The following is a 23,044-nucleotide window of genomic DNA, read 5'->3' as shown; positions in this document are numbered from 1 at the left end:
TCGTATCAGAAGGAATTTTGAAGTTGCAATTACAAAACCGATCAGATGTAAACCTCAATCGGCCGGCATCTGTGCCTAATAAAACTCATTCAGAACACTGTCGTAAACCATCTTTACGTCCAATGCCGACTTCTCCCACTTGAGGGCATCCACCTCTTTCTTCCCATATTTCACAAACATTTCGGAAAGAGCCGGATAATGTAATACCCCGTAAATGGCGTCCGCCATGGCATCCACGTCCCAAAAATTGGTTTTTATGGCATAGGTAAGAATCTCGGCAACGCCCGATTGATGTGAAATGAGCACCGGAACATTGCTTTGCATTGCTTCGAGCGGAGAGATACCAAAAGGTTCGGAAACTGAAGGCATCACATAAAGGTCACTCATGGCAAGCATACTAAACACCTCTTCTCCACGAAGGAAACCTGTAAAATGGAATTTATCCATAATTTTTAGTTGAGCGGCACGACGCACCATTTTGTGCATCATATCTCCACTTCCGGCCATTACAAATCTCACATTGCGGTTCTTTTGCAACACTCTGTGTGCTGCTTCCACAAAATACTCAGGTCCTTTTTGCATGGTAATGCGTCCCAGAAAAGTTACCACTTTTTCATTGGTCCCTTTCTGAAAAGCAGGCTTATCTTTCTTCTCCAGAGGCTCAACAGCATTGTAAACCGTCACTACTTTTTCGGCATCGATTCCATACTTCTCTATTACAGTGCGACGTGTAAGATTACTCACTGCAATAATTTTATCAGCTGCTTCCATACCCCGCTTTTCAATATCAAACACCACCGGGTTCACACTCCCTCCGCTTCGGTCGAAATCAGTGGCATGTACATGAATTACCAGTGGCTTTCCCGTTGCTTCCTTTGCCGCAATGCCGGCAGGGTATGTCAGCCAGTCATGCGCATGAATAAGGTCAAAAGAATAATCCTGCGCTATAACATTAGCCACCAACGCGTAGTCATGAATCTCCTTCAACAGATTAGCGCCATAAGTTCCCGTAAAGGGAATCTGTCCGGCTTCATCGGTTTGAACAAATTCAAAAGCCCCTTTTTCTTTCTTTGATTTCTCTATCCGGAAATATTCATCAGGGTCGGTATAAGGCATCATGCGCGAGCCAACTTCAATGTAATCCAGTTTGCGGCTAAAATGTTTCAGATTCAGCTTGCGATGTTTCACAGGAACCTGGTTGGCCCCAATTAAGCTGATTCCCTGCTGCTCTTCATCTCCAAAAGCTTTGGGAACCACAAACAAAACCTGCAAACCGGATATATATGAAAGACCACGGGTAAGCCCGAAGCAGGCAGTTCCCAAACCTCCGGAAATATGTGGGGGAAATTCCCAACCAAACATTAATACCCTCATAGGTTACTATATTTTTCAATTAGATTAATAATACTTAGCACTCCCCCTACATTCCAGGCCATTGAAACTGCTCCTTTCCCCACATGAGGCGGGTTTCCGTTAAAACACTCAGAAATCGTTCCCACACAATGGTTGCCCATCTCTTCTTCAAAACCTTCGAGCATTCTTTTTACAAAAGAGAGACCTCCCTGCTTATGGATGTCAAGGTAGGCTTCGGCAAAAAATGCTGCCAGCCAGGGATAAACGGTTCCCTGATGCAAAGCCATATCTCTTTGTTGCGCATTGCCATCATAGACTCCTTTGTATTTCGGATCCTGAGGTGACAATGTGCGAATGCCGCGTGGAGTTAAAAGTTCCTTCTTCACCACATCCACAATAGCCTTGCGTTGCTCCACCGTTAACGGAGAATAAGGCATTGCTGCAGCAATCAACTGGTTGGGGCGAATGGAGGTATCACGGTATTCACCCTCTACATAATCGTATAAAAATTCATCCTCAGCATTCCAGAAAACTTCAACAAAAGAATTTTTCACCCGCTCTGCCAGATCCGCATAAGGAGCTCCCTCTTCCGGTTCGTTGGCCTCTTTGGCCAGGAAAGCATAAAATGACAGGGCATTGTACCACAACGCATTCAATTCGACGGTTAAGCCCGGCCTCCATGTAACAGGTTGCCCGTCAATCACTGCTTCCATCCATGTAAGGGGCACTCCCTCTTTGCGGGCATACAAGAGACCATTGGCTTCCATTCTCATGGATTCTCCCTCCATTTTCTGATAATGATCAAGCACCGCTTTCATCATCACCTTATACTTTTCCCACACCTCAGGAGGGCTGCAATTGGTTCTGCACTGACGAACCGTCCAGAAAAACCATAAGGGTACATCTATATCCCGGCTCAAGAGATTTTTGTTCTTTGAAAGATATTTCTCAGAGATTTCTCCCGCAATGTATTGCAGAATACTTTTATACACCTCTTTGTTCTCCTGATAATAAGACAATCCCGGCAAAGCCAGAAGGGTATCACGATGCCGCTCTTTGTACCAGTGGTAACCAGCCATAAGGCGGACATCTTTTCCGCGGGAGAATAAAAACTGCTGCCCCGAATTCAACAAATTGTCGATCATGCTGTCCCTCGGAATACGCTTCTTTTTCTCACGGGTAAATTTTGCTTTCAGCCCATTGGGGCGTGATTCGGAAGTACCCGCAGACATCACAATGCTCTCTCCCTTTTTTATTTCTGCTTCAAAATAGCCGGGAACAAAAAGATCTTCCTTAAAGGGGTACCCGCGATGTTGCTCTTTGAGGTATTCAACACCTAAATACCAATCCGGAACCGGAATAAACTCAATCTGCTTGCTCGACTGCATAAACAAAGTCGGAAGCCCCTCATACATTTTCACGGAAATCCCGTTATCCACCTCCTGATACCTGGTATTGGCATCCATATTACGGAATGTTAGCTCATTAACACTTCTGAATGCGAGAAAAGGTTTAAACCTCAATCTGGTAGGAGAATGCGCATCTTCCAAAGTCACTTTAAACAAAAGCTGCTCCTCATTTTCCACCAATACCATCTCTGTGGATAAGATTACTCCGCCCACACGATAATAACGCTTTGGAATATCGTCAATCTCAAATTTAGTGAGATACTTGTGTCCTTTAGGCTCGTAATGACTACCCTGGTATTTGTGAATACCTAAATTAAACACCTGGCCATGCTGCTCCACAGACACATCCAGTGAAGAGAGCAACACAAAATGGTCTCCACCTAATTGTTCTAATGGACAAACCAGCAAACCATGATATTTCCTGGTATTACATCCAATAATTGTAGTACTGCAATAAGATCCTGCCCGGTTGGTTCTTAGGATTTCCCTGTAAAGTGAGTATTCAAGATTTACCAGACGATCTTTCTCCAGTTGAAAATATGTCATATAATTAATTTTAGGTTAGCTTATCAAAAAACAGGTACAAAACCTCTTTCAAGTTAGGCAGAAAGACATCAAAAATCAATTGGTTATTCAATGTGCTTTGCCCAACCTCATCACATTCATTAAAAAAACAAAAACAAATCCCTGAGTGAGAATTTTCCGGGAGATAACTACCTCAAAACTATTCCCCCTGCCGAAAACCGGTAGTCCTCGAAAAGGTTAAAGAAATCAGGCGTTCAAATGCAAGGTTCCTCCTTCGAAAAAGATAAAAAAGTCATGACTAAATAAAAACCAGGAAGAATTGCTTCTTTGATGTATTAAAGATAAGATTTTTTCTAAACTATTGGAAACAGTTTTTAATTTTTATTAACCAATAAAAAAGGGACTACCTCATGAAAAACTTAGAAACAAAAGGGTAACAAAAAAACTGGGCGGAGATATGAATGCTTTATATATTGAACCTATTGTTCACTCTTAATCAACTCATCCCTGAAATATTCAGCATCCGAAGAGAGGTCGCAATCCGGAAACTGCCGGGTGACATCATCAACCAACCGAAGAGATTGCCGTAAAAACTCAACAGTCTGAGAACCGGAAGAAGCTGACAATTTGTGATTGCGTGCTTTGGCAATCCTGGAAGTCAATGAAATATATTTTTTTGCAGAGGAACTAAAAAGCACATCGGAAAGACGTTTCCAGATATAATCAACAGCCTGCTCGGATGGGTTAAACATCCTTGCATCATAAAACCTGTAATCCCGCAATTCATCCATCAGGATCTCGTAGGCAGGAAAATAATACACCCCATCGAACAGATCCACCAATTTATCAATAGCAAGAAAAAGCGCGGATTTACTTACCTGATTTCCATTTGCACCATCTTTCCAGTGACGCACTGGACTGACGGTAAAAATAATTTTCAGCTTTGGGTTAAACACTCTCAGAGAGACAATCAGCTCTTTATACTTTACTACTATTTCTTCGGGATCCAACCGGTAACGTGAGAAGAAACCGGAAGGAAATTTATGGCAATTGGTTACCACCTCAGAAGTATCCTGACGCTCATAAACAAAAGAGGTTCCAAAGGTGATAAACAGAACATCGGCACTTTTTAATACCGTAGATGTTTGTTGAACAGTTCGGTTAATATCTTCACAAACTTCCCGGGGCTCAAACCCGCTGAAACTTCCATGGAAATCAAAATGATGCCATTTTTCGTTATGAAAAACCAGCTCATCCGATGTGCAGGGTTCCGGATCCAGAGCACGCTCCACCAAACGAGCAACGGAAAGCGGATTGTAAACCACCCCAAAGGGATTTACCAAAGCTTTCATCCGGGAAGTTTTAAACCGGGCCCCGATATTATCAGAAAAACAAGAGCCTAAAAACAACATCTCAGAATCCGCATGGATTGAAAAGTCAAACTTACCCACATCAACGACAGTTCGGAAATCATTCTGCATCACGAGTCTCTTTGAGTATGTCACCTATCCAGGAGGTAATAAAAAAATACAAATCTTCAGCCACAGGCTCGCAGTGAAGCTCGTGTCTTGCATTCTTTGCCCCATAAAATCCGGCATTATCGCCAATGCTTTCAGAAAACTGTCTGGTAGTCTTAAAATCGGTAATCGCATCGGCGGTACCATGAGCAAAAAACAACGGAATTGAAAAGCGGGAAGGATGTGCTAACACTTCTGTTGCCGAGCGTTTGAGTTCATTAAAGAGACGTACAGAAATTTTATGATGCATTAATTTATCGGTATCACTTGACTTCTGTTGTTCGGGAATGGAACTAAGTTCACTGGATTTAATCCCGGTTGGAAAAGTCATTTTAGGGAAGAGGTGGTTTAAAAAAGAGGCAGCTTTTTGAATAAATGGTGCCGGAGGATTTACCAAATTGAGCCACGGCGAGGTAACTATGGCACCGGCAAAGTCCTGTCTTTTCCTGAGAAGAAAATTCAAAACCAGATTGCCTCCCATGCTATGTCCGTACAAAAAGACGGGCAACTCATCCCAATTATGCTTGACCAGTCTGATTAAGCTTCCGATATCATCCAGGTAATTATTAATCTGGTCAATATGTCCACGTCTGCCTTCCGACCGTCCATGGCCGCGCAGATCGACAGAGTAAACTAGGTATCCCTGGTTGCAAAACTGTCGGGCCCACTGATCATACCGACCGGAATGTTCGCCTATTCCATGAACAATACAGATAACAGCAACAGCACTCCCTGCGGGCCTCCACAAACGCCCGATAAGGAATGTCCCGTCACCGGCGACCAGATTAAATTCCCTGTTTTGCATAATATGCTTTGACTCTTCAATTAAAACGGGTGCAAACATAACATTAATGACTACATTTAAAGCACTGCCGGGGCAAAACACAAATGCTAAATTTAGTTAATTTTTGAAAATCAAACAAAAATAAATAAGCAATTTCCACGCCATAATGTGATTTACACATTATATCCATAATTTTTTTGGGATAGTTATTTGAAATAAGCGGCACTTTTAAGGATATTGAGATTGATGACGGTGATTATTTATGAACATAAATTCCCCAAAAAACCACAGCTTCATTATTTTAGCAACAAAGTGTTTCCAAAAATCCACATAGAAACTATAGAGAGATGCAAAAAACGTTGTTGTTTAAGACAAAAAAACACGAAGAGCTGGTAGATATAACCAATGAAGTTAGTCGTGTCGTTACGGATTCAGAAATAGAAACCGGCCTGGTATATGTTTATGTACAGGGCGCCACTGCAGGCATTATGATTCAGGAAAACTGGGACGATTCGGTGCAAACGGATGTTCTAAACTGGCTCCGAAAGACTTTTCCTCAAGGTGTTTGGCAGCACGATGCGCAGGACAACAATGGTGACTCACATCTGAAAGCCGGCTTTACCGGACCATCAGAAACCATCCCTGTCATCAACGGGAAGCCCGGCCTCTCCACCTGGCAGAACATTTTTCTGTGTGAATTTGACGGCCCGAGAAGTGAACGCCGAGTGGTGGTAACCGTCTATGATTCTGAGAAAAGATGAGGAATTTATTTCCTGACTGATCCGACAAACCGAATATTTCGCATAATCCCGGCATAACCGGCACGTCGGATGGCACTTCCTTTGGATAACTCATCGAAAGAAGCCTCGGAAAGAGCTTTCCAGTCCACGCTGGTCATCTTTCCAAAAGTCGGCCGAAGATTAAAGTCAGGTTCTTTATGCGGCCTGGCTTTCCAATTCCATGGGCAAACATCCTGACATATATCGCAACCAAAGATCCATCCATCAAATTGGCCTGAGAAATCTTCTGAGATTTCGCCTTTATTTTCAATGGTCAGATAAGAGATACATTTATTGGCATCCAATTCATAAGGGGATGTCAAAGCACCGGTGGGACAGGCATCCAAACAACGAGTGCAACCACCACAGGCCTCTTTTATGGGAGTCCCGTAGGGCAATTCAAAATTGAGAAACAACTCTCCGATAAAAACAAATGACCCCAGTCGCGGATGTATGAGATTGGTATTTTTCCCACGCCATCCTAGTCCGGCACGAGCGGCAAGCGAACGTTCGGAAACCGGAGCTGAATCGACAAAAAAACGACCATCGGCCTCATCCGCCACCTCCGTTCGGATAAAAGACATCAGTTTTTTCAGCCGGTTTTTCAGCACTTTGTGATAATCCCGTCCGTAAGCATATTTGGAGATCTTAAATTCGTCGCCCTGAGAGGTATTCCTGTCCGGTTGATAATTCTGCAGCACGACCACCACCGATTTTGTTCCCTCCACGAGCAGTCGCGGATCATTGCGTTTCTCACGATTGCGGGCCATATAATCCATTCCTGCATGAGCCCCTTTCGTGATCCACCGGTCATACGTTTCAGCTTCTCTTTCTAAAAACTGAGCCTCCACAAAAGCAACATCATCAAATCCGAGATCCAGTGCTTTCTCACGAATCATTTGACCTCGTTGCTCAGCAATCAGATCCATCTCAAACAATTTAAAGGAGTCCCAACTCAAGAAGGGCTTCTTCCGACAACATATCTTTAGTCCAGGGTGGATCAAAGGTCAAATTCAAGTCCACCTCTTTAACCCCTTCTACCGATAGTACTTTTTCATACACCTCTTCGGGCAGTGATTCGGCCACCGGACAGTTAGGCGATGTCAGTGTCATCACCACTTTAACTTTTCCTTCTTCCCGAACTTCCACTTCATAAATCAGTCCCAGGTCATAAATATTGACCGGAATCTCGGGGTCGTAAATGGTTTTAAGAACCTTTACAATATCTGTTTCGGTATTCAGAAATTCTGTACTCATATCATTCTCCTTTTACAGCTAACAATCTTATCCGAACCGAAGTTCACTTACTTATTCTGCCGGGCTTTAAAGGCCAGCGCATAAGCTTTAATTTGTCTGACCATAGCCACCAGCCCATTGCTGCGCGTAGGCGACAGATGTTCTTTCAATCCTATTTCATCAATAAAAAAGAGATCACTATCAAGTATTTCGTCGGGGGTATGGCCGGAAAGCACACGCAGCAGGAGAGCCACAATTCCCTTTACGATAATGGCATCACTATCTCCCTGGATCTCTATCTTCCCGTCGTTCATTTCCGCATGGAGCCAAACTTTCGATTGACACCCCTCAATAAGATTTTGTTGTTGGCGATTGGCTTCATCAAAAGAATCTAGCTCATTTCCCAATTCTATGAGCAATGAATATTTGTCCATCCAATCGTCAAATGCTGAGAATTCTTCAATAACTTCCTGCTGTTTCTCTTTTATGGTCATGCTGTTTATTTTTTTGCAAAGATAGCAACTTCATAATAAACGAACTCTTTAACCAAGCATCATTGCCACACGCTTCAGCGCCTCAACCAGGTTGTCAACTTCCTCTCTGGTGTTGTAAAAAGCAAATGATGCCCTCACCGTTCCCGAAATCCTGAAACGATCCATCAATGGTTGCGCACAATGGTGACCGGTTCGCAATGCAAACCCCAGTTTATCCAGAAGGGTGCCCACATCAAACGGATGAGCATCTCCCAAAAGAAAAGAAATAACGCTGGTGTGATGTCGGGCCTGCCCTACAAAACGTATTCCGGGAACGGCACTCATCTGCTTCAGGGCATATTCAAACAATTCGTGTTCATAGGCCCACACATCCTCCAAACCTATATTTCTGAGATAATCAATGGCTGCGCCAAGTCCGATAACCCCTGCATAATTTGGCGTTCCGGCTTCAAACTTATAAGGTAAATCGTTAAAGGTGGTTCCCGAGAAAGAGACTTTATCAATCATCTCTCCCCCACCCTGATATGGATTCATTTGCTGAAGCCATTTCCGCTTTCCGTAGAGCACCCCCACACCTGTTGGGGCATACATCTTATGTCCACTGAACGCATAAAAGTCACAATCCAGTTTCTGAACATCAACGAGCACATGGTGAATCGCCTGAGCTCCGTCAATCATCACCGGCACCCCGGCAGTATGTGAAAGAGCGATTATTTCCTCAACGGGATTAATGGTTCCCAATACATTACTGATATGTGTCACTGCAACCAGACTGGTTTTCTCATTGAGCAGCTCACTGAAGCCCTGCATATCCAATTCACCGGCATCTGTAACAGGCACCACTTTCACGGTAACACCCCGACGCTGAGCCAGCAACTGCCATGGAACGATGTTACTGTGATGCTCCATTTCCGTCAGAATGATCTCATCGCCCTCCTTCAGGAAGGTCTCCCCAAAGGAAGAAGAAAGCAAATTCACTGACTCTGTGGTCCCCCGGGTAAAAATCACTTCATCAGAAGATTCGGCATTAATATAATCAGCGGTTTTTTTTCGGACCTCCTCAAAAGCTTCGGTGCACACATTACTCAAATGATGCACCCCTCTGTGAATATTACTGTTGATCGTTTTGTAAACTGCGGCTTCAGCGTCAATCACCTGCAAAGGTTTTTGAGTAGTTGCGGCATTGTCGAGATAAACTAAAGGTTTACCATTCACATCCTGATGGAGAATGGGAAAATCGTCTCTTATTTTTCGGATATCAAAAGCCATAGTATAAAACAAACAATCCGGTACCTGCCAAAAAGACGGGTACCGGAAAAAATTATTATCAAATAAACATGCTTACAAGCAGGTTACATCGGTACCCTTTTGACCACATACCACACACGAGTGACATTTGTCCAGCTCTCCGCGGAAACGTTTCTCAATCAGCGTTCGTATTTGCTCGCGCAATGGTTCTACCTTGATTTTCTCAATCACCTCGTAGGCAAAAGCATACATCAGTAAAATGGTGGCTTCATTTTTATTGATTCCACGTGTACGCAGATAAAACATGGCATCCTCATCAATCTGTCCCACTGTTGCTCCGTGACTACATTTCACATCATCTGCATAAATCTCAAGCTGGGGCTTGGTATTCATTTTTGCATCATTGGTAAGCAGCAGGTTATTGTTTGACTGATAGGCATTGGTCTTCTGAGCATCGGGCCGAACCATGATTTTTCCGGTAAACGCACCCGTTGAGTGGTCGTCCAGCACACCTTTAAACAATTCATCACTGAAACAGTCGGGAACTGCGTGATCGATATACGAGAAGTTATCCACATGCTGATTCTTATCCAGAAGATACAAACCATAAGCATGACCTTCGGCATGAGAGCCGGCCAGTTTCAGTTCGATGTTGTTACGGGCAACTCCGGCATGCAGTGTAAGGTTATTGGTTGCCAGATGTGAGTTTTCATGCTGCTCGAAATAAAATCCTGCAACCTGGGTGGTGGCATTGTGCTGATTTTGCAAATTGTACAAATCCAGCCTGGCATCTCTTCCCACATAACCCTCTGTTACATTATTCATCACAAACTTACCGGTAGTAAGTGTATGATCACAGACCATGATGCGCGCCTCACTGTTATCCTCCATCACCACGAGATTGCGTTGGGTAGTCATCAAAGCATCTTCCGACATCAGAATATTGACTATCTGAATGGGCTTTTCAACAACCACCCCTTTGGGCACATGTACAAAAAAGCCATCCTGAGCAAACATGGTATTGAATGCCACTGCACCATCCGACAAATGCGGAGCCCGGGTACCATAATACTTTTCAATTAATTCAGGATTCTCTTTCGCCACCTGGGCCATACTGCCGATCACTACCCCTTTTGGCAAATCTCCGGGATTATTTCGGGTATAATACCAGCCGTTTACCAAATAGACGGTAATTGAATCGAGGGTATCCACATCACAGGAGAAAATATCCTCCAGATTCTCTGTGAGCGTCTCAGGTTTCAGTGAAAAGGCATAATCTCCACTGAACAGAGGTTGAAGATTGGTATATTTATAATTCTCAACTTTATTGGAAGGAATTCCCAACTCCTGAAAAGCATCAAAGGCCTCATCGCGCAAGCTGTTGAGCACCGGTGAGGAATGCGATTCAATGACAGACCTGTTTTCCTCAAACAGTTCAGCAAGAGAGATATCCTTTCCAATGATATTTTTGATTACATTATCCATTCAATTCAAAATTAAAAGTTCGACTCCGGGACAGGCGTTTACTTATCGCCAAACTCCTTCTTAATCCAGTCGTACCCATTGGCTTCCAACTCATGAGCAAGCTCTTTTCCGCCGGTTTTCACAATACGCCCGTGATAAAGCACATGCACATAGTCGGGAACAATGTATTCCAGAAGTCTCTGATAGTGAGTAATGAGCACAGTTGCATTATCGGGACGTTTCAATTTGTTCACCCCGTTTGCAACCACTCTCAGCGCATCGATATCGAGTCCTGAGTCGGTCTCATCCAGAATGGAAAGCTTTGGCTCCAGCATGGCCATCTGGAAGATTTCATTTTTCTTCTTCTCTCCTCCGCTAAAACCTTCATTTACCGATCTATTGGTCAGATCAGAATCGATCTCCACCAGATTCTTCTTCTCACGCATCAGTTTCAGAAATTCACTGGCAGACAAGGGCTTTTCCTCTCTGTACTTCCGCAATTCATTGATGGAAGTACGTAAAAAGTTAACCATACTCACACCCGGGATTTCTACCGGATATTGGAAACTCAGAAACAATCCCTCTCTGGCCCTGTCTTCAGGAGCCATTTCCAGAATGTCCTTTCCGTTGAACTGCACTTCTCCCTCGCTCACTTCAAACATCTCATTTCCGGCAAGCACAGAGGCCAGGGTACTTTTCCCTGAACCATTGGGTCCCATAATTGCATGAACCTCACCCGGTTTTACCTTCAGATCTATTCCCCGGAGGATTTCCTTATCGTCTATTTTAGCATGTAAGTTTTTTATCGAAAGCATATTTTCAGAACTTATATGATGATTAGATGATGGAATTCTGCGCCAAGCGACTTAATGAATTCCAAAATTTGTTTTTCTTATTTTCACGGGGCCTTTATCCCACACTCCCTTCAAGACTGATTTCAAGCAACTTTTGAGCTTCCACTGCAAATTCCATGGGCAACTGATTGATTACCTCTTTCACATAGCCGTTTACAATCAGTCCAACAGCACTTTCCGTATCAATGCCACGCTGGTTACAATAAAAAATCTGATCCTCTCCGATTTTGGAGGTCGTTGCTTCGTGCTCAACCTTCGCCGAGTTGTTGTTAATTTCCAGATATGGGAAAGTATGCGCTCCGCATTTATCTCCCATCAGCAATGAATCACACTGCGAAAAATTTCGGGCATTTTCTGCTCTCTTGGAAACCTTTACGAGTCCGCGATAACTGTTCTGGCTTTTTCCGGCGGAGATTCCCTTTGAAACCACCAGACTTTTGGTATTCTTCCCAAGGTGAATCATCTTGGTTCCGGTATCTGCCTGCTGATGATTATTGGTCAGTGCAACTGAATAAAACTCTCCGGAAGAGTGATCTCCCATCAACACACAACTTGGATATTTCCAGGTAATGGCCGATCCGGTCTCTACTTGTGTCCACGATATCTTAGAGTAATCACCTTTACACAGGCCGCGCTTGGTCACAAAATTATAGATACCACCTTTTCCATTTTTATCTCCGGGATACCAGTTCTGAACCGTTGAATACTTCACTTCTGCCCGCTCCATGGCTACAATTTCCACAATAGCTGCGTGCAGCTGATTTTCATCACGCTGAGGAGCAGTACAACCTTCCAGGTAACTTACATAACTGTCATCTTCAGCTACAATCAGGGTTCGTTCAAACTGTCCTGTATTCATGGCGTTGATACGAAAATAAGTGGACAATTCCACCGGACTGCGCACCCCTTTGGGGATATAAACAAACGAACCGTCGGAAAACACGGCAGAGTTCAAGGCAGCAAAATAGTTGTCATTGGGTGGCACTACACTACCCAGATGCTTCTTTACCAAATCGGGATACTCTTTAATGGCATCACTGATGCTGCAAAAAATAATCCCTTTTTCGGCCAACGTTTCCCGGAAGGTGGTTTTTACAGATACACTGTCCATAACAGCATCTACTGCAACACCCGCCAACTGTTTCTGCTCTTCAAGAGGAATACCCAGTTTATCAAAGGTTGCTTTCAACTCAGGATCCACATCATCCATACTGTCAAGCTTGGGTTTGCTCTTTGGTGCAGCATAGTAAATAATGTCCTGAAAATCGATTTCAGGAATATTCAAATGAGCCCAATCGGGTGTTTCCATCTTCAACCAGTTGCGATAAGCCTCAAGACGGAATTCCAACATAAATTCAGGCTCTCCTTTGCGTTTGGAAATCTCTTTGATAACCTCTTCACTCAACCCTTTAGGCAGCATATCCATTTCAATATCGGTATAGAAACCGTATTTATACTCCCCTTTGGTTACTTCTTCTAATATTTTATCTTGTTCTGTTGCCATATCAAAAATTAATCTGTCATTCTGCTGGTTAAAACAATGATAATGAGTTTAGGGTTCAATTCATTAAGGATTAATAACAATTGCGGATGCAAAGGTATTAAACATTTAGATTAAATCTAAATTTACACAGGCATTTTACTTTTCGATTGACTTATTGATATTTATTTAGTTTCTGCCCATAAACCAGGCGTTTTTCACGTGTTTGAACTAGAAAGTTCAAATTCAAGACGTGTGAAAAATCTAAACCGCAGTCCCGAAGTAGCTTTTGTAAGGTTTTTAAACAAAAAACCAACAAAAAGCACAATCGGGATGAGGATTTAGATTTTGAGCAACAACGCAGAAGTTGGACTTTATAGACAAACACTATTTAGAAAAAGAAGAACCCGACTATTATTATATCTTTGCATAACAAAAGTAAAATCATGAGTAAAACGGTAACACCACTATCAGAAATTGGCCTTTTCGGCCTCATAGAACACATTGAAAAAACGTTTCCCAACAGACGAAGCAATACACTTTGTGGAATTAAAAATGATGCCTCTATCACGGGGGCGGAAGGAGATGAACTGGTAACCGCACAGAATCTGTTGCTGGAGGGCATTCATTTCGATCTGACCTATTATCCGCTTCGTCATCTGGGATACAAAACTGTGGTGGCAGGCATTTCCGATGTTATTGCTGCCGGGGTTGTCCCCACCCACCTGAGTCTGGCACTAGGACTCAGCAGTAAAATGTCTTTGGAAGCGGTGGAATTGCTCATGGAAGGTGTAGCAATGGCCTGTCAAAAATATGAATTAGACCTGACCGGATTTCGGCCTTCTTCATCACTCACCGGTCTGACCATCTCCACTTCCGCATTTGGATTTGCCCCAAAGGGGAAGACCCTCAATCGAAGCGGAGCAAAAGAGAATGATCTCATTTGTGTTACAGGAGATTTTGGTGCAGCATTTATGGGGTTGCAACTTTTGGAAAGAGAAAAACAGGTGATGAAAGAGACCGGGCAGAATGATCCGGATTTTGGAGGTTACGATTATTTACTGGAGCGACAATTAAAGCCCGAAGCCAGAATAGAACTACTCACTCAGTTACAGGAAGCTGCTCTGGAACCAACCTCCATGAGTCTGGTTCGCGAAGGTTTGGCTGCTGCTTTGCTCAGACTTTGCAAAGCATCAGGAACAGGCTGCAACATCTATGAGAATAAAGTCCCCATTGACCATTCCACCTCCACGCTTGCCGAAGAGATGGAGATAAATCCCCTGGTGGCGGCACTCAACGGAGGTGAAGATTATGAAATGTTATTTACGCTCTCACTGGACGATTATCAAAAGATAGAAAAAGAAGGGAAAGGGCTAAAAGATGTCTTTGTAATTGGCCACATCACTCCCGAATCGAAAGGATATACCCTGGAGACCAATGCCGGAGAGGAAATTGAGTTAAAAGCCCGCGGATGGGGAAATGAAGAGAACAAAAACTAAAAACCATACGCCATTCCTTAGAAGACTGTATTATATTTGTCAATGAGGAAAAAAAGGCCGGAGATTGGAAGGTTGAGAAAGAGGGGATAAAAATCAGAGAATGGTAAAATTGCCAAAGTTCCACCAGTTACATCTCTGAAACGCCACGGGCGGTCACCTGAACAACAGAGGGTACAACAAGGCTAACCCGGGGAATCCTCCGGAGTCCCGATGCTTGAAGAATAATTCATAAAGTTTAAAATACCGATATGTACGAGTTTATTTCCGGAAAAATTGCACAAATCACCCCTGCCTATGCCATCGTTGAAAACAACGGGATAGGTTATTTTTTAAACATTTCTCTTTTCACCTTTGAAGCACTGAAGGACAAAAGTGAGGTTCAGTTATACATTCATGAACACATCCGTGAAGATGCTTTCATGCTGTATGGATTTTTTGAGACCAGGGAAAGAGATCTCTTCAGGATGCTTGTCTCTGTATCGGGTATTGGCTCCAACACCGCACGGATGATGCTCTCGTCCATGTCGCCCGATGAACTGCATATAGCCATTTCCACCGGAAATGTAAATCAGATAAAAAGCATCAAAGGAATAGGATTAAAAACGGCTCAGCGCCTGATTGTGGAATTGAAAGACAAAATAGGCAAAGCCACTGAAGGGGAAAATTTCCTGATGCCTGCAGACAATACAAAAGCAGAAGAAGCGTTATCTGCTTTAGTGATGTTGGGTTTTTCAAAAGCGCCATCGCAAAAAACGATTGACAAAATACTTAAGGAAGACCCAGGCCGCAAGGTTGAAGATATCATCAAGCTTGCATTAAAAATGATGTAACCCGGCGAACATTCCGCAATTTTTCTGAATGCACACAAAATACAGCAAACATATCCTCCTCTCCCTTGCCCTCCTTTCTCTCCTGGCTTTTACAGGAGCCGCTCCCGGCATGGACTTTTCTTTCGAATCCCGACCCGATGCAACCACCCAGCGGCCCGACACCACTGAAACATTCAGAATGGACCGCATCATTCATCCGGAAGATTTTTCAACTCCGGATGACAAAGCAACATCTCCACTGATTCCACAACCGGAAAACAGCTCCTACCGGGCAGAATATGATCCTGTAACCGGATTGATAAATTTGTATAAGATGGTTGGCAGCGTACCTGTGAAGCTCCCATACACCATGACAGTGGAGGAGTATCGAAAACAGGAGATGCGCAAATCGATGATGAAATACTGGGACGAAAATCTCTCTGCCACGGAAGAAGAAGGAGCAGGTGGCATTCAATTCGGAGCAGGACAAGCAGTTGAAAGCATATTCGGAAGCAGCACCATCAATATTCGTCCCCAGGGAATTGCCGAACTTCAAATCGGAGTAAACCATACCCGCATCGACAACCCGACCCTTCAGGAAAGAATGCGAAAAACCACTACTTTCGACTTTCAGGAAAAAATACAAATGAATATCACCGGAAACATTGGTGATAAGCTCCGAATGGGAATCAACTACAACACGGAAGCTACTTTTGATTTTGAAAACCAGATCAACCTGGAATACACCGGTCATGAAGATGAAATTCTGCAAAAAGTGGAGGCAGGAAATGTAACACTCCCACTTCCCGGAACCTTGATTACCGGTAGCCAGAGCCTGTTCGGTGTCAAAACAGAGATGCAATTTGGTCGCCTCACAGTAACTTCTATTTTCTCTCAGCAAAAAGGTGAAACCTCCACCATGGATATCCAGGGGGGAGCACAGCAGCAGGATTTTGAAATAAGTGCTGACGAATACGATAAAAACCGTCACTTCTTTCTGGCCCATCAGTTCAGGGAGCGATACAACGAGGCTATGCAGAATCTGCCCATCATCAATTCCCCTTTCAACATCACAAAAATTGAAGTTTGGGTAACCAACCGCAGCAACGATTTCAACGAGTCACGAAACATCATTGCCTTTGCTGACCTTGCCGAAGGTGCCAATAACCTGGCGAACCCCGGACTGTGGACTGCCCAACCCGGAGCCATCCCCTCCAATGAGGCCAACAACCTCTACAGCAGCATGAACAGCACCTATTCCGGTGCCAGAGACATCAATCAGGTTTCTTCCACATTTGCCTCACTCGAAAGTCAGGGTTTCAGGGGATCCAGAGAATATGAGAAAATTGAAAATGCCCGGTTGCTCAACAGTTCTCAATATACGCTGCACAGCAAGCTGGGATATATTTCATTAAACAGTCCGCTCGACGACGATGAAGTTTTGGCAGTGGCTTTTGAATACACTTACAACGGACAAGTATATCAGGTAGGAGAATTCAGTACCGGAGGAGTGGAAGCACCGAACAGCCTTTACCTCAAACTGCTCAAGGGAACGCTGCTCTCTCCCAGTCTCAACACCTGGGACTTGATGATGAAAAACATCTATGCCATTGGAGCTTACCAGGTTAGTCCGGAAGACTTTATTATGGATGTGGTTTACCTCGATGATTCCAAGGGTTCATTCATCAATTATTTTCCCGAAGGGCCTGAACCTGATGAAGGTGGCATCAATGGTGAGCTTCTGATTGGCATCATGGGACTTGACAGACTTGACAGCAATCAGGAACCCTACCCCGACGGAACCTTCGATTATGTTCCGGGATACACCATTCTGCCGGAGCAGGGACGTGTCGTATTCCCTGTTGTGGAACCATTTGGCCGCCATCTGGAAGAAAAACTGGCAGGCAATCAGGCACTCATTGACAAATATGTTTTTAACGCCCTGTACGACTCCACCCTGACCAATGCATCGCAGTTTGCAGAAAAAAACAAATTCAAACTCTCCGGAACATACAAATCGTCTGTCAGCAGTGAAATTTCACTGAATGCCTTCAACATTCCGGAAGGATCGGTTGTGGTAACTGCAGGGGGCATCAGACTCACAGAAAATCAGGACTACTCAGTGGATTACACCACAGGGCGCATCCGTATTCTCAATGAAGGTCTTTTGGAATCCGGAACACCGATTCAGGTCTCCCTGGAAAGCCAGGAGATGTTTAATCTTCAGACCAAAACCCTGCTGGGTACACACCTAAATTATCAATTCAACAACGACTTCAATGTGGGGGCGACCCTGATGCATTTGCGTGAGCGACCGCTTACCCAAAAAGTTAATTTCGGCGATGAACCCATTGCCAACACCATATGGGGAGTTAACACCTCCTATTATACCGAGTCCAATGGACTGACAGCTCTCATAGATAAATTGCCTCTGGTTGAGACCACCACCCCCTCCTCCATCTCGTTCGAAGGGGAATTTGCTCAGCTCATTCCCGGACATCCAAATGTCATCGACAAAGAGGGGACATCCTACATCGACGATTTTGAAGGCAGTGAAATCCCCATAGACATCAAGAACTGGACAGCCTGGAAACTGGCAAGTACCCCGCAGGGGCAGCCCGACCTTTTTCCGGAAGCAGCCAACATAAATGACCTGAATTACGGTTTTAACCGTGCTAAAACTGCGTGGTATGTCATCGACCCGCTCTTTTTGCGCAACAACAACCTTACTCCCGGTCATCTGCGCCAAAATTCAGACCAGCAATCCAGCCATTTCGTACGTGAAGTTTACGAAAAAGAGATTTTTCCTTACCGCGAGAGTGCCTACGGAGAACCGACCAACATCCCGGTGCTAAACCTGGCCTATTATCCGAATGAACGGGGACCTTACAACTTCGACACCAATCTGACACAGGAGGGAAAACTTGAAAACCCGAACCAACGCTGGGGTGGTATCATGCGGGAGATTCAACAAAGTGATTTCGAATCAGCCAACGTGGAGTACATTGAATTCTGGGTAATGGACCCCTTTGTGTACGAAGATGGTCCCGGGCAGGGAGGCGATTTTTACATCAATCTGGGAAACATTTCTGAGGACATCCTTCGAGACTCACGCAAATTTTTTGAGCAGGGGCTTCCCGGCCCCGAAGACCCGTTTGATGTGGATAGCACAGCCTGGGGATATGTGCCTACCAAACAGAGTCTCGTCAATGCTTTCAGCAATGATCCGGCAGCACGATATGCACAGGACGTGGGACTGAATGGCATGAATTCAGAAACAGAACGCTCTTTTTACCGAAATACCCCCCACCCATTCCTTAACCTGATTGATAACCTGTTTGGGTCCGGTTTGCTGAACGATGAAGCTTACCAAAACATTCTGGATGACCCTGCCGCCGATGACTATCATTATCACCGGGGAAGTGATTATGACCAGGCAGAAACAGGCATTCTCGACAGGTACAAAAACTTCAACAATCCGGAAGGAAACTCCATACCGTCGGAATACTCCGATGAAAGCTACAGCACAGCATCAACAACCCTCCCCGACGGAGAGGACATCAACAGAGACAATACGCTGAGCGAAACAGAAAGCTATTTTCAGTACAAAATAAGTCTGCGTCCGGAAGATATGAATGTGGGCGAGAATTTCATAACCGACCAGATTGAATCAACAGTAACTCTGAAAAACGGAGAGACAAGTTCTGTGAAATGGTATCAGTTCAAAGTGCCGGTCAACGAGCCGGACACCACCATTGGAGAGTTGAGTGACCTTAGTTCTGTAAGATTCATGCGGATGTTTCTGAAGAACTTTACGGACACTGTATTTCTTCGTTTCGCCACCATGGATCTGGTTCGTTCCGAATGGAGAAAATACAACGATGAGTTGTATGAAATAGATGACATGGTGACTCCGTCTCAAAGCACCCAATTCGAAGTGGCCACTGTAAATATCGAAGAAAACGGTACCCGCAAGCCGGTCAACTATGTTTTACCCCCGGGAATCGACAGGGTCATCGATCCGGGAAATCCGCAAATCAGGCAACTCAACGAACAGTCCCTTGTGCTTAAAACCACAGACCTGGCAGGAAGTGATGCCCGGGCTGTTTACAAAACGCTGAACATGGATATGCGTCAGTACCGGCGCATAAAAATGGAAGTTCATGCCGAAGAAATATCCGGTTATCCGTTGGAAGACGACGACATTGTAGCCTTCATCAGACTGGGAACTGATTTCAGAAATAACTACTACGAGTATGAGATTCCTCTGAAACTGACACCGGCTGGAACTTATAGCAACAACTCCACCGGCGACAGATATATTGTCTGGCCGGAGGAGAACAGGTTCGATTTCCCCATTGAGTTGCTTCAACAAATAAAACTCAGACGAAATGATGAGTTAAGGAGCGGAAATCAGGATGCAGCCATAAATAAGAAGTTTTATACTGCCGATCCGGACAATCCGGACAATCACATCGGGATCAAAGGTAATCCGAGTCTGGCCAATGTCCGCTCTGTTATGATTGGTATCCGCAACAACACGATTGACCTGAAGTCCACGGAGGTATGGTTTAACGAGCTCAGGCTGTCCGATTTTGACGAAGAAGGAGGTTGGGCTGCCAATGCACGGGTAAATGTAAAACTGGCCGATCTGGGTAGTGTTTCCATGGCCGGGAAAGTAAATACCATTGGTTTCGGCAGCATCGAACAGAGCGTCAACGAAAGAAGTCGTGAGGATTACTATCAGTACGACGTGGCAACCAATCTGGAGCTTGGAAAACTGCTGGGCCCCGAATCGAGACTTTCGGCACCCATGTACGTCAGCGCCAGTGAGCAGGTTGCAACCCCCGAATACAATCCGCTGGATCCCGATATTACCATGGAACAGGCGCTGGACAATGCTTCCTCGCAGGCAGCCAGAGACAGCATCAAAGACCTGTCGCAAGACCGGACAAGCCGAAAAAGCATCAACTTCACCAATGTCAGGCTAAAACCAAAAGACAATCATCCAAAAATCTATGATCTTTCCAACCTGAGTGCCACCTATTCCTACAACGAATCGGAACACAAAGACGTAAAAACAGAATATAAAATAGATAAAACATACCGGGGAATTCTGGCTTACAATTTCTCCAGTCAGCCAAAAATTGTTGAACCCTTCAAAAGTATCAAAGGAGATGCGTTCAAGCTCATCCGTGATTTCAACTTTTACCTGCTGCCCAGCCAGATAAACTACCGATGGGAGCTGATGCGCGATTATTCAGAGTCTCAACTGAGAAATGTCAACAACCCGACCTTTAAAATTCCTGTTTCGGTGCGAAAAGACTTTAACTGGAACCGCTATTTTGAGATGACTTACAACCTGACCCGCTCACTGAAGCTCGATTTCCGCACCACTACCAATGCCAGAATTGATGAGCCTACAGGAGTTGTCAATAAAGATCGGTACCGCGATGAGTATGAATTGTGGAAAGACTCGGTAATGCGCAACATCATGTCGTATGGCCGAACGACCAATTATCAGCACAACATCAATGCCAGCTACCGACTGCCCATCAATAAGCTCCCGATGCTCGACTGGACTTCGGCCAACATCAATTACGGTGCTCAATTTAACTGGCAACAGGGGCCCATCACTGAAGAACAGTATGAATGGGGAAATACCATACGAAATTCCAATACCATTCAGGGGAATGCACAATTCAATTTCACCGGATTGTACAACAAAGTGGATTATTTGAGAAACTTGTCCAGGCCCCAGCAAAAATCAGGCGGCACCGAACAACTCCGTTACACCAGTCACAGTCTGAATATCCAAAAAGACACACCTCTGGAAATTGAGCACAAACTCAATACAACCGATGTACAGGTCCGCATTTTTGACAGCAACGGACGTCCGGTTCAGGGAACAACCAGAGTTATAGACAACAACAAGGTAACCTTTGTTACCTCACGCGATATCTCCAATGCAAGGACGCTGATTACCGGCCAACGAAAAACCTCCACATCACCCATAAAAATTGTTGCCGATAATCTCCTGAAACTGGCCACGGGGATTAAGAACCTTTCTGTTTCCTACTCTTCCAATAACGGAACAACCTTACCCGGATATTTGCCGGAGTCCGGCTTTTTAGGAAACCAAAACGTCCGTGGAATCAATGCTCCCGGAATTCCGTTCCTTCTGGGAGTTCAGGACAGAGACTTTGCCATGACAGCCGTAGAAAACAATTGGCTGACTACTGACAGCACCCTGAACACACCTTATATTATGACGCACACGGAAGATCTCAATATCCGCGCAACCATTGAGCCCATCAAAGATCTCCGAATAGATATAACAGCCAACCGCCGGTACTCCAACAACATGAATGAGTATTACCTCTTTAACGGAGAGGAGTTCAGAGGGGCGTTCAACACCATGGAATCGGGAAGTTTCTCCATGAGTTTCAACACCCTTGCCACCGCTTTCGACAAAGTAGATAAAAATGGGGATTACAGTTCACCTGCTTACGATCAGTTTTTGAAAAACAGGGCGGTCATAGCCGAACGTCTGGGAAGTGAAAGAACAGGATCCATTTTCCCGGAAACCGAATACTATCAGGAGAGAAACATTTCCGGCATGCCATACAATCCCAATGGATATCCCGACCGCGGACATACAGTGGAATCAGGTGTGGACGGGTATAGTCTTACCTCAAGAGAAGTGCTGATACCGGCTTTCCTTTCAGCTTATTCGGGTAAAAGTGCCGGTAATATTTTTCTGGAAACATTCCCCTCACTCGCTTACATCAAACCCAACTGGAGAATTAATTACAGTGGGCTATCCAAGATTGAATTCTTCAAAAAATATGTAAAATCTTTCGACATCAGTCATGCTTATACCTCAACCTATTCCATCGGAAACTACCAAACCAATCTGGAATGGCAGGAAAATGGTGACGGACTTAGCTTTGTACGTGATGCACAGAATAATTTTATTGCCAAATACCTGATCAGCGGCGTTACCATAACAGAACAATTCGCACCTTTCCTCCAGTTCAACATTACCTGGCCGGGGAACTTCAGTACTCGTGCCGAGTACAAAAAAGGGCGAATATTGAACCTTAGCCTCAATAACAACCAGCTTATCGAAAACTACAACAATGAATGGGTGATTGGAATCGGCTACCGATTCGATAAAATGGATATGATTCTGGGAAAATCAGACAATCAGACGAAAATATCATCCGACCTCAATCTGAGAGCCGACATATCCATGCGGGAGAGTTTCTCTATCATCCGAAAGATTCAGGAACGTTCGAACCAGATGACGGCAGGCCAAAAGATAACCACCCTCAAACTGACCGCAGATTATGTGCTGAGTGACCGGTTTAATGTTCAGGTCTTCTACGACCGGCAGGTCAACAATCCCTACATCTCATCATCTTATCCCACATTTAATACCAATGTGGGAGTTAGTTTCAGATTCTCACTGGCTCAATAGTCGGGTGTAATAGGAAACCATTAACCCGGTTTATTCATCTACATGAAATATATGCAACGTTTCTGTTAGATAATTCTTAAAATTTTATCTAATTTTGAAATGAAATCCAT

The 23,044-nt window shown here is 44.4% G+C and carries 15 protein-coding genes; 4 read left to right on the top strand and 11 right to left on the bottom strand.

The features are described from left to right. Positions 1–75: 75 nt before the first annotated feature. The 4 genes from BY457_RS09940 to BY457_RS09925 all read right to left on the bottom strand — a co-directional run bounded on the left by BY457_RS09940 (position 76) and on the right by BY457_RS09925 (position 5,609). Positions 76–1,374 (bottom strand): glycosyltransferase, encoded by a 1,299-nt coding sequence (locus BY457_RS09940; protein ID WP_106153183.1) that lies wholly within the window; start codon positions 1,372–1,374, stop codon positions 76–78. Next, positions 1,371–3,308, bottom strand: coding sequence for an amylo-alpha-1,6-glucosidase (locus BY457_RS09935; protein WP_106153182.1), 1,938 nt, complete (start codon positions 3,306–3,308; stop codon positions 1,371–1,373). The genes BY457_RS09940 and BY457_RS09935 overlap by 4 nt, the downstream gene beginning before the upstream one ends. Before the next feature lie 458 nt (positions 3,309–3,766). Beyond that, a complete protein-coding gene (locus BY457_RS09930; protein ID WP_106153181.1) occupies positions 3,767–4,768 on the bottom strand; it encodes a GSCFA domain-containing protein in 1,002 nt (333 codons plus the stop codon). Then, positions 4,758–5,609, bottom strand: a complete 852-nt coding sequence (locus BY457_RS09925) for an alpha/beta hydrolase (RefSeq protein WP_106153257.1) — start codon at positions 5,607–5,609, stop codon at positions 4,758–4,760. Before BY457_RS09925 ends, BY457_RS09930 begins: the two co-directional genes overlap by 11 nt. Before the next feature lie 326 nt (positions 5,610–5,935). Between BY457_RS09925 and BY457_RS09920 the strand changes: the two genes are divergently transcribed. Next, a complete protein-coding gene (locus BY457_RS09920) occupies positions 5,936–6,349 on the top strand; it encodes a secondary thiamine-phosphate synthase enzyme YjbQ (protein ID WP_106153180.1) in 414 nt (137 codons plus the stop codon). A 5-nt stretch (positions 6,350–6,354) separates the two neighbouring features. Here BY457_RS09920 and queG read toward each other — a convergent pair whose 3' ends face one another. The 7 genes from queG to sufB form a co-directional block, all read right to left on the bottom strand. Beyond that, positions 6,355–7,296: a tRNA epoxyqueuosine(34) reductase QueG gene (gene queG, locus BY457_RS09915; RefSeq protein WP_106153179.1), complete on the bottom strand. Its 942-nt coding sequence runs from the start codon at positions 7,294–7,296 to the stop codon at positions 6,355–6,357. A gap of 10 nt (positions 7,297–7,306) precedes the next feature. After that, positions 7,307–7,624 carry an SUF system Fe-S cluster assembly protein gene (locus BY457_RS09910; protein WP_106153178.1) on the bottom strand — a complete coding sequence of 106 codons (318 nt, stop codon included), beginning with the start codon at positions 7,622–7,624 and terminating at the stop codon, positions 7,307–7,309. Positions 7,625–7,671: 47 nt separating this feature from the next. After that, entirely contained in the window at positions 7,672–8,097 is a 426-nt protein-coding gene (locus BY457_RS09905) for a SufE family protein (protein WP_106153177.1), read from the bottom strand. A 48-nt stretch (positions 8,098–8,145) separates the two neighbouring features. Continuing rightward, positions 8,146–9,366, bottom strand: a complete 1,221-nt coding sequence (locus tag BY457_RS09900) for an aminotransferase class V-fold PLP-dependent enzyme (protein WP_106153176.1) — start codon at positions 9,364–9,366, stop codon at positions 8,146–8,148. 72 nt (positions 9,367–9,438) lie between these two features. Next, the gene (gene sufD / locus BY457_RS09895) at positions 9,439–10,830 is read right to left on the bottom strand and encodes a Fe-S cluster assembly protein SufD (RefSeq protein WP_106153175.1); all 1,392 of its coding nucleotides are present in this window, start codon (positions 10,828–10,830) and stop codon (positions 9,439–9,441) included. A 38-nt stretch (positions 10,831–10,868) separates the two neighbouring features. Further along, positions 10,869–11,624: a Fe-S cluster assembly ATPase SufC gene (gene sufC / locus BY457_RS09890; protein WP_106153174.1), complete on the bottom strand. Its 756-nt coding sequence runs from the start codon at positions 11,622–11,624 to the stop codon at positions 10,869–10,871. A gap of 94 nt (positions 11,625–11,718) precedes the next feature. Then, positions 11,719–13,167: a Fe-S cluster assembly protein SufB gene (sufB, locus tag BY457_RS09885; RefSeq protein ID WP_106153173.1), complete on the bottom strand. Its 1,449-nt coding sequence runs from the start codon at positions 13,165–13,167 to the stop codon at positions 11,719–11,721. A 422-nt stretch (positions 13,168–13,589) separates the two neighbouring features. On the opposite strand from sufB, the gene thiL reads away from it, so the two are divergent. The 3 genes from thiL (at position 13,590) to sov (ending at position 22,934) form a co-directional block, all read left to right on the top strand. Then, on the top strand, positions 13,590–14,642 hold the full coding sequence (thiL, locus tag BY457_RS09880) for a thiamine-phosphate kinase (RefSeq protein ID WP_106153172.1): 1,053 nt from the start codon (positions 13,590–13,592) through the stop codon (positions 14,640–14,642). Between the two features lie 248 nt (positions 14,643–14,890). After that, positions 14,891–15,472, top strand: coding sequence for a Holliday junction branch migration protein RuvA (gene ruvA / locus BY457_RS09875; RefSeq protein WP_106153171.1), 582 nt, complete (start codon positions 14,891–14,893; stop codon positions 15,470–15,472). Between the two features lie 28 nt (positions 15,473–15,500). Beyond that, positions 15,501–22,934, top strand: coding sequence for a T9SS outer membrane translocon Sov/SprA (gene sov, locus BY457_RS09870; RefSeq protein ID WP_106153170.1), 7,434 nt, complete (start codon positions 15,501–15,503; stop codon positions 22,932–22,934). The last annotated feature ends 110 nt before the right edge of the window (positions 22,935–23,044 follow it).

It is taken from the genome of Marinilabilia salmonicolor (assembly GCF_003003035.1).
GTDB lineage: Bacteria > Bacteroidota > Bacteroidia > Bacteroidales > Marinilabiliaceae > Marinilabilia > Marinilabilia salmonicolor_A.
This window is presented reverse-complemented; position numbering and strand designations above follow the sequence as displayed.

What these genes read in the sequence shown, in the direction of transcription:
- sufC (WP_106153174.1), bottom strand. Translation starts at nt 11,624, where the DNA reads ATGCTTTCGATAAAAAACTTACATGCTAAAATAGACGATAAGGAAATC.
- BY457_RS09940 (WP_106153183.1), bottom strand. Translation starts at nt 1,374, where the DNA reads ATGAGGGTATTAATGTTTGGTTGGGAATTTCCCCCACATATTTCCGGA.
- BY457_RS09910 (WP_106153178.1), bottom strand. Translation starts at nt 7,624, where the DNA reads ATGAGTACAGAATTTCTGAATACCGAAACAGATATTGTAAAGGTTCTT.
- BY457_RS09905 (WP_106153177.1), bottom strand. Translation starts at nt 8,097, where the DNA reads ATGACCATAAAAGAGAAACAGCAGGAAGTTATTGAAGAATTCTCAGCA.
- BY457_RS09900 (WP_106153176.1), bottom strand. Translation starts at nt 9,366, where the DNA reads ATGGCTTTTGATATCCGAAAAATAAGAGACGATTTTCCCATTCTCCAT.
- BY457_RS09925 (WP_106153257.1), bottom strand. Translation starts at nt 5,609, where the DNA reads ATGCAAAACAGGGAATTTAATCTGGTCGCCGGTGACGGGACATTCCTT.
- ruvA (WP_106153171.1), top strand. Translation starts at nt 14,891, where the DNA reads ATGTACGAGTTTATTTCCGGAAAAATTGCACAAATCACCCCTGCCTAT.
- BY457_RS09935 (WP_106153182.1), bottom strand. Translation starts at nt 3,308, where the DNA reads ATGACATATTTTCAACTGGAGAAAGATCGTCTGGTAAATCTTGAATAC.
- sov (WP_106153170.1), top strand. Translation starts at nt 15,501, where the DNA reads ATGCACACAAAATACAGCAAACATATCCTCCTCTCCCTTGCCCTCCTT.
- sufD (WP_106153175.1), bottom strand. Translation starts at nt 10,830, where the DNA reads ATGGATAATGTAATCAAAAATATCATTGGAAAGGATATCTCTCTTGCT.
- queG (WP_106153179.1), bottom strand. Translation starts at nt 7,296, where the DNA reads ATGGATCTGATTGCTGAGCAACGAGGTCAAATGATTCGTGAGAAAGCA.
- BY457_RS09930 (WP_106153181.1), bottom strand. Translation starts at nt 4,768, where the DNA reads ATGCAGAATGATTTCCGAACTGTCGTTGATGTGGGTAAGTTTGACTTT.
- thiL (WP_106153172.1), top strand. Translation starts at nt 13,590, where the DNA reads ATGAGTAAAACGGTAACACCACTATCAGAAATTGGCCTTTTCGGCCTC.
- sufB (WP_106153173.1), bottom strand. Translation starts at nt 13,167, where the DNA reads ATGGCAACAGAACAAGATAAAATATTAGAAGAAGTAACCAAAGGGGAG.
- BY457_RS09920 (WP_106153180.1), top strand. Translation starts at nt 5,936, where the DNA reads ATGCAAAAAACGTTGTTGTTTAAGACAAAAAAACACGAAGAGCTGGTA.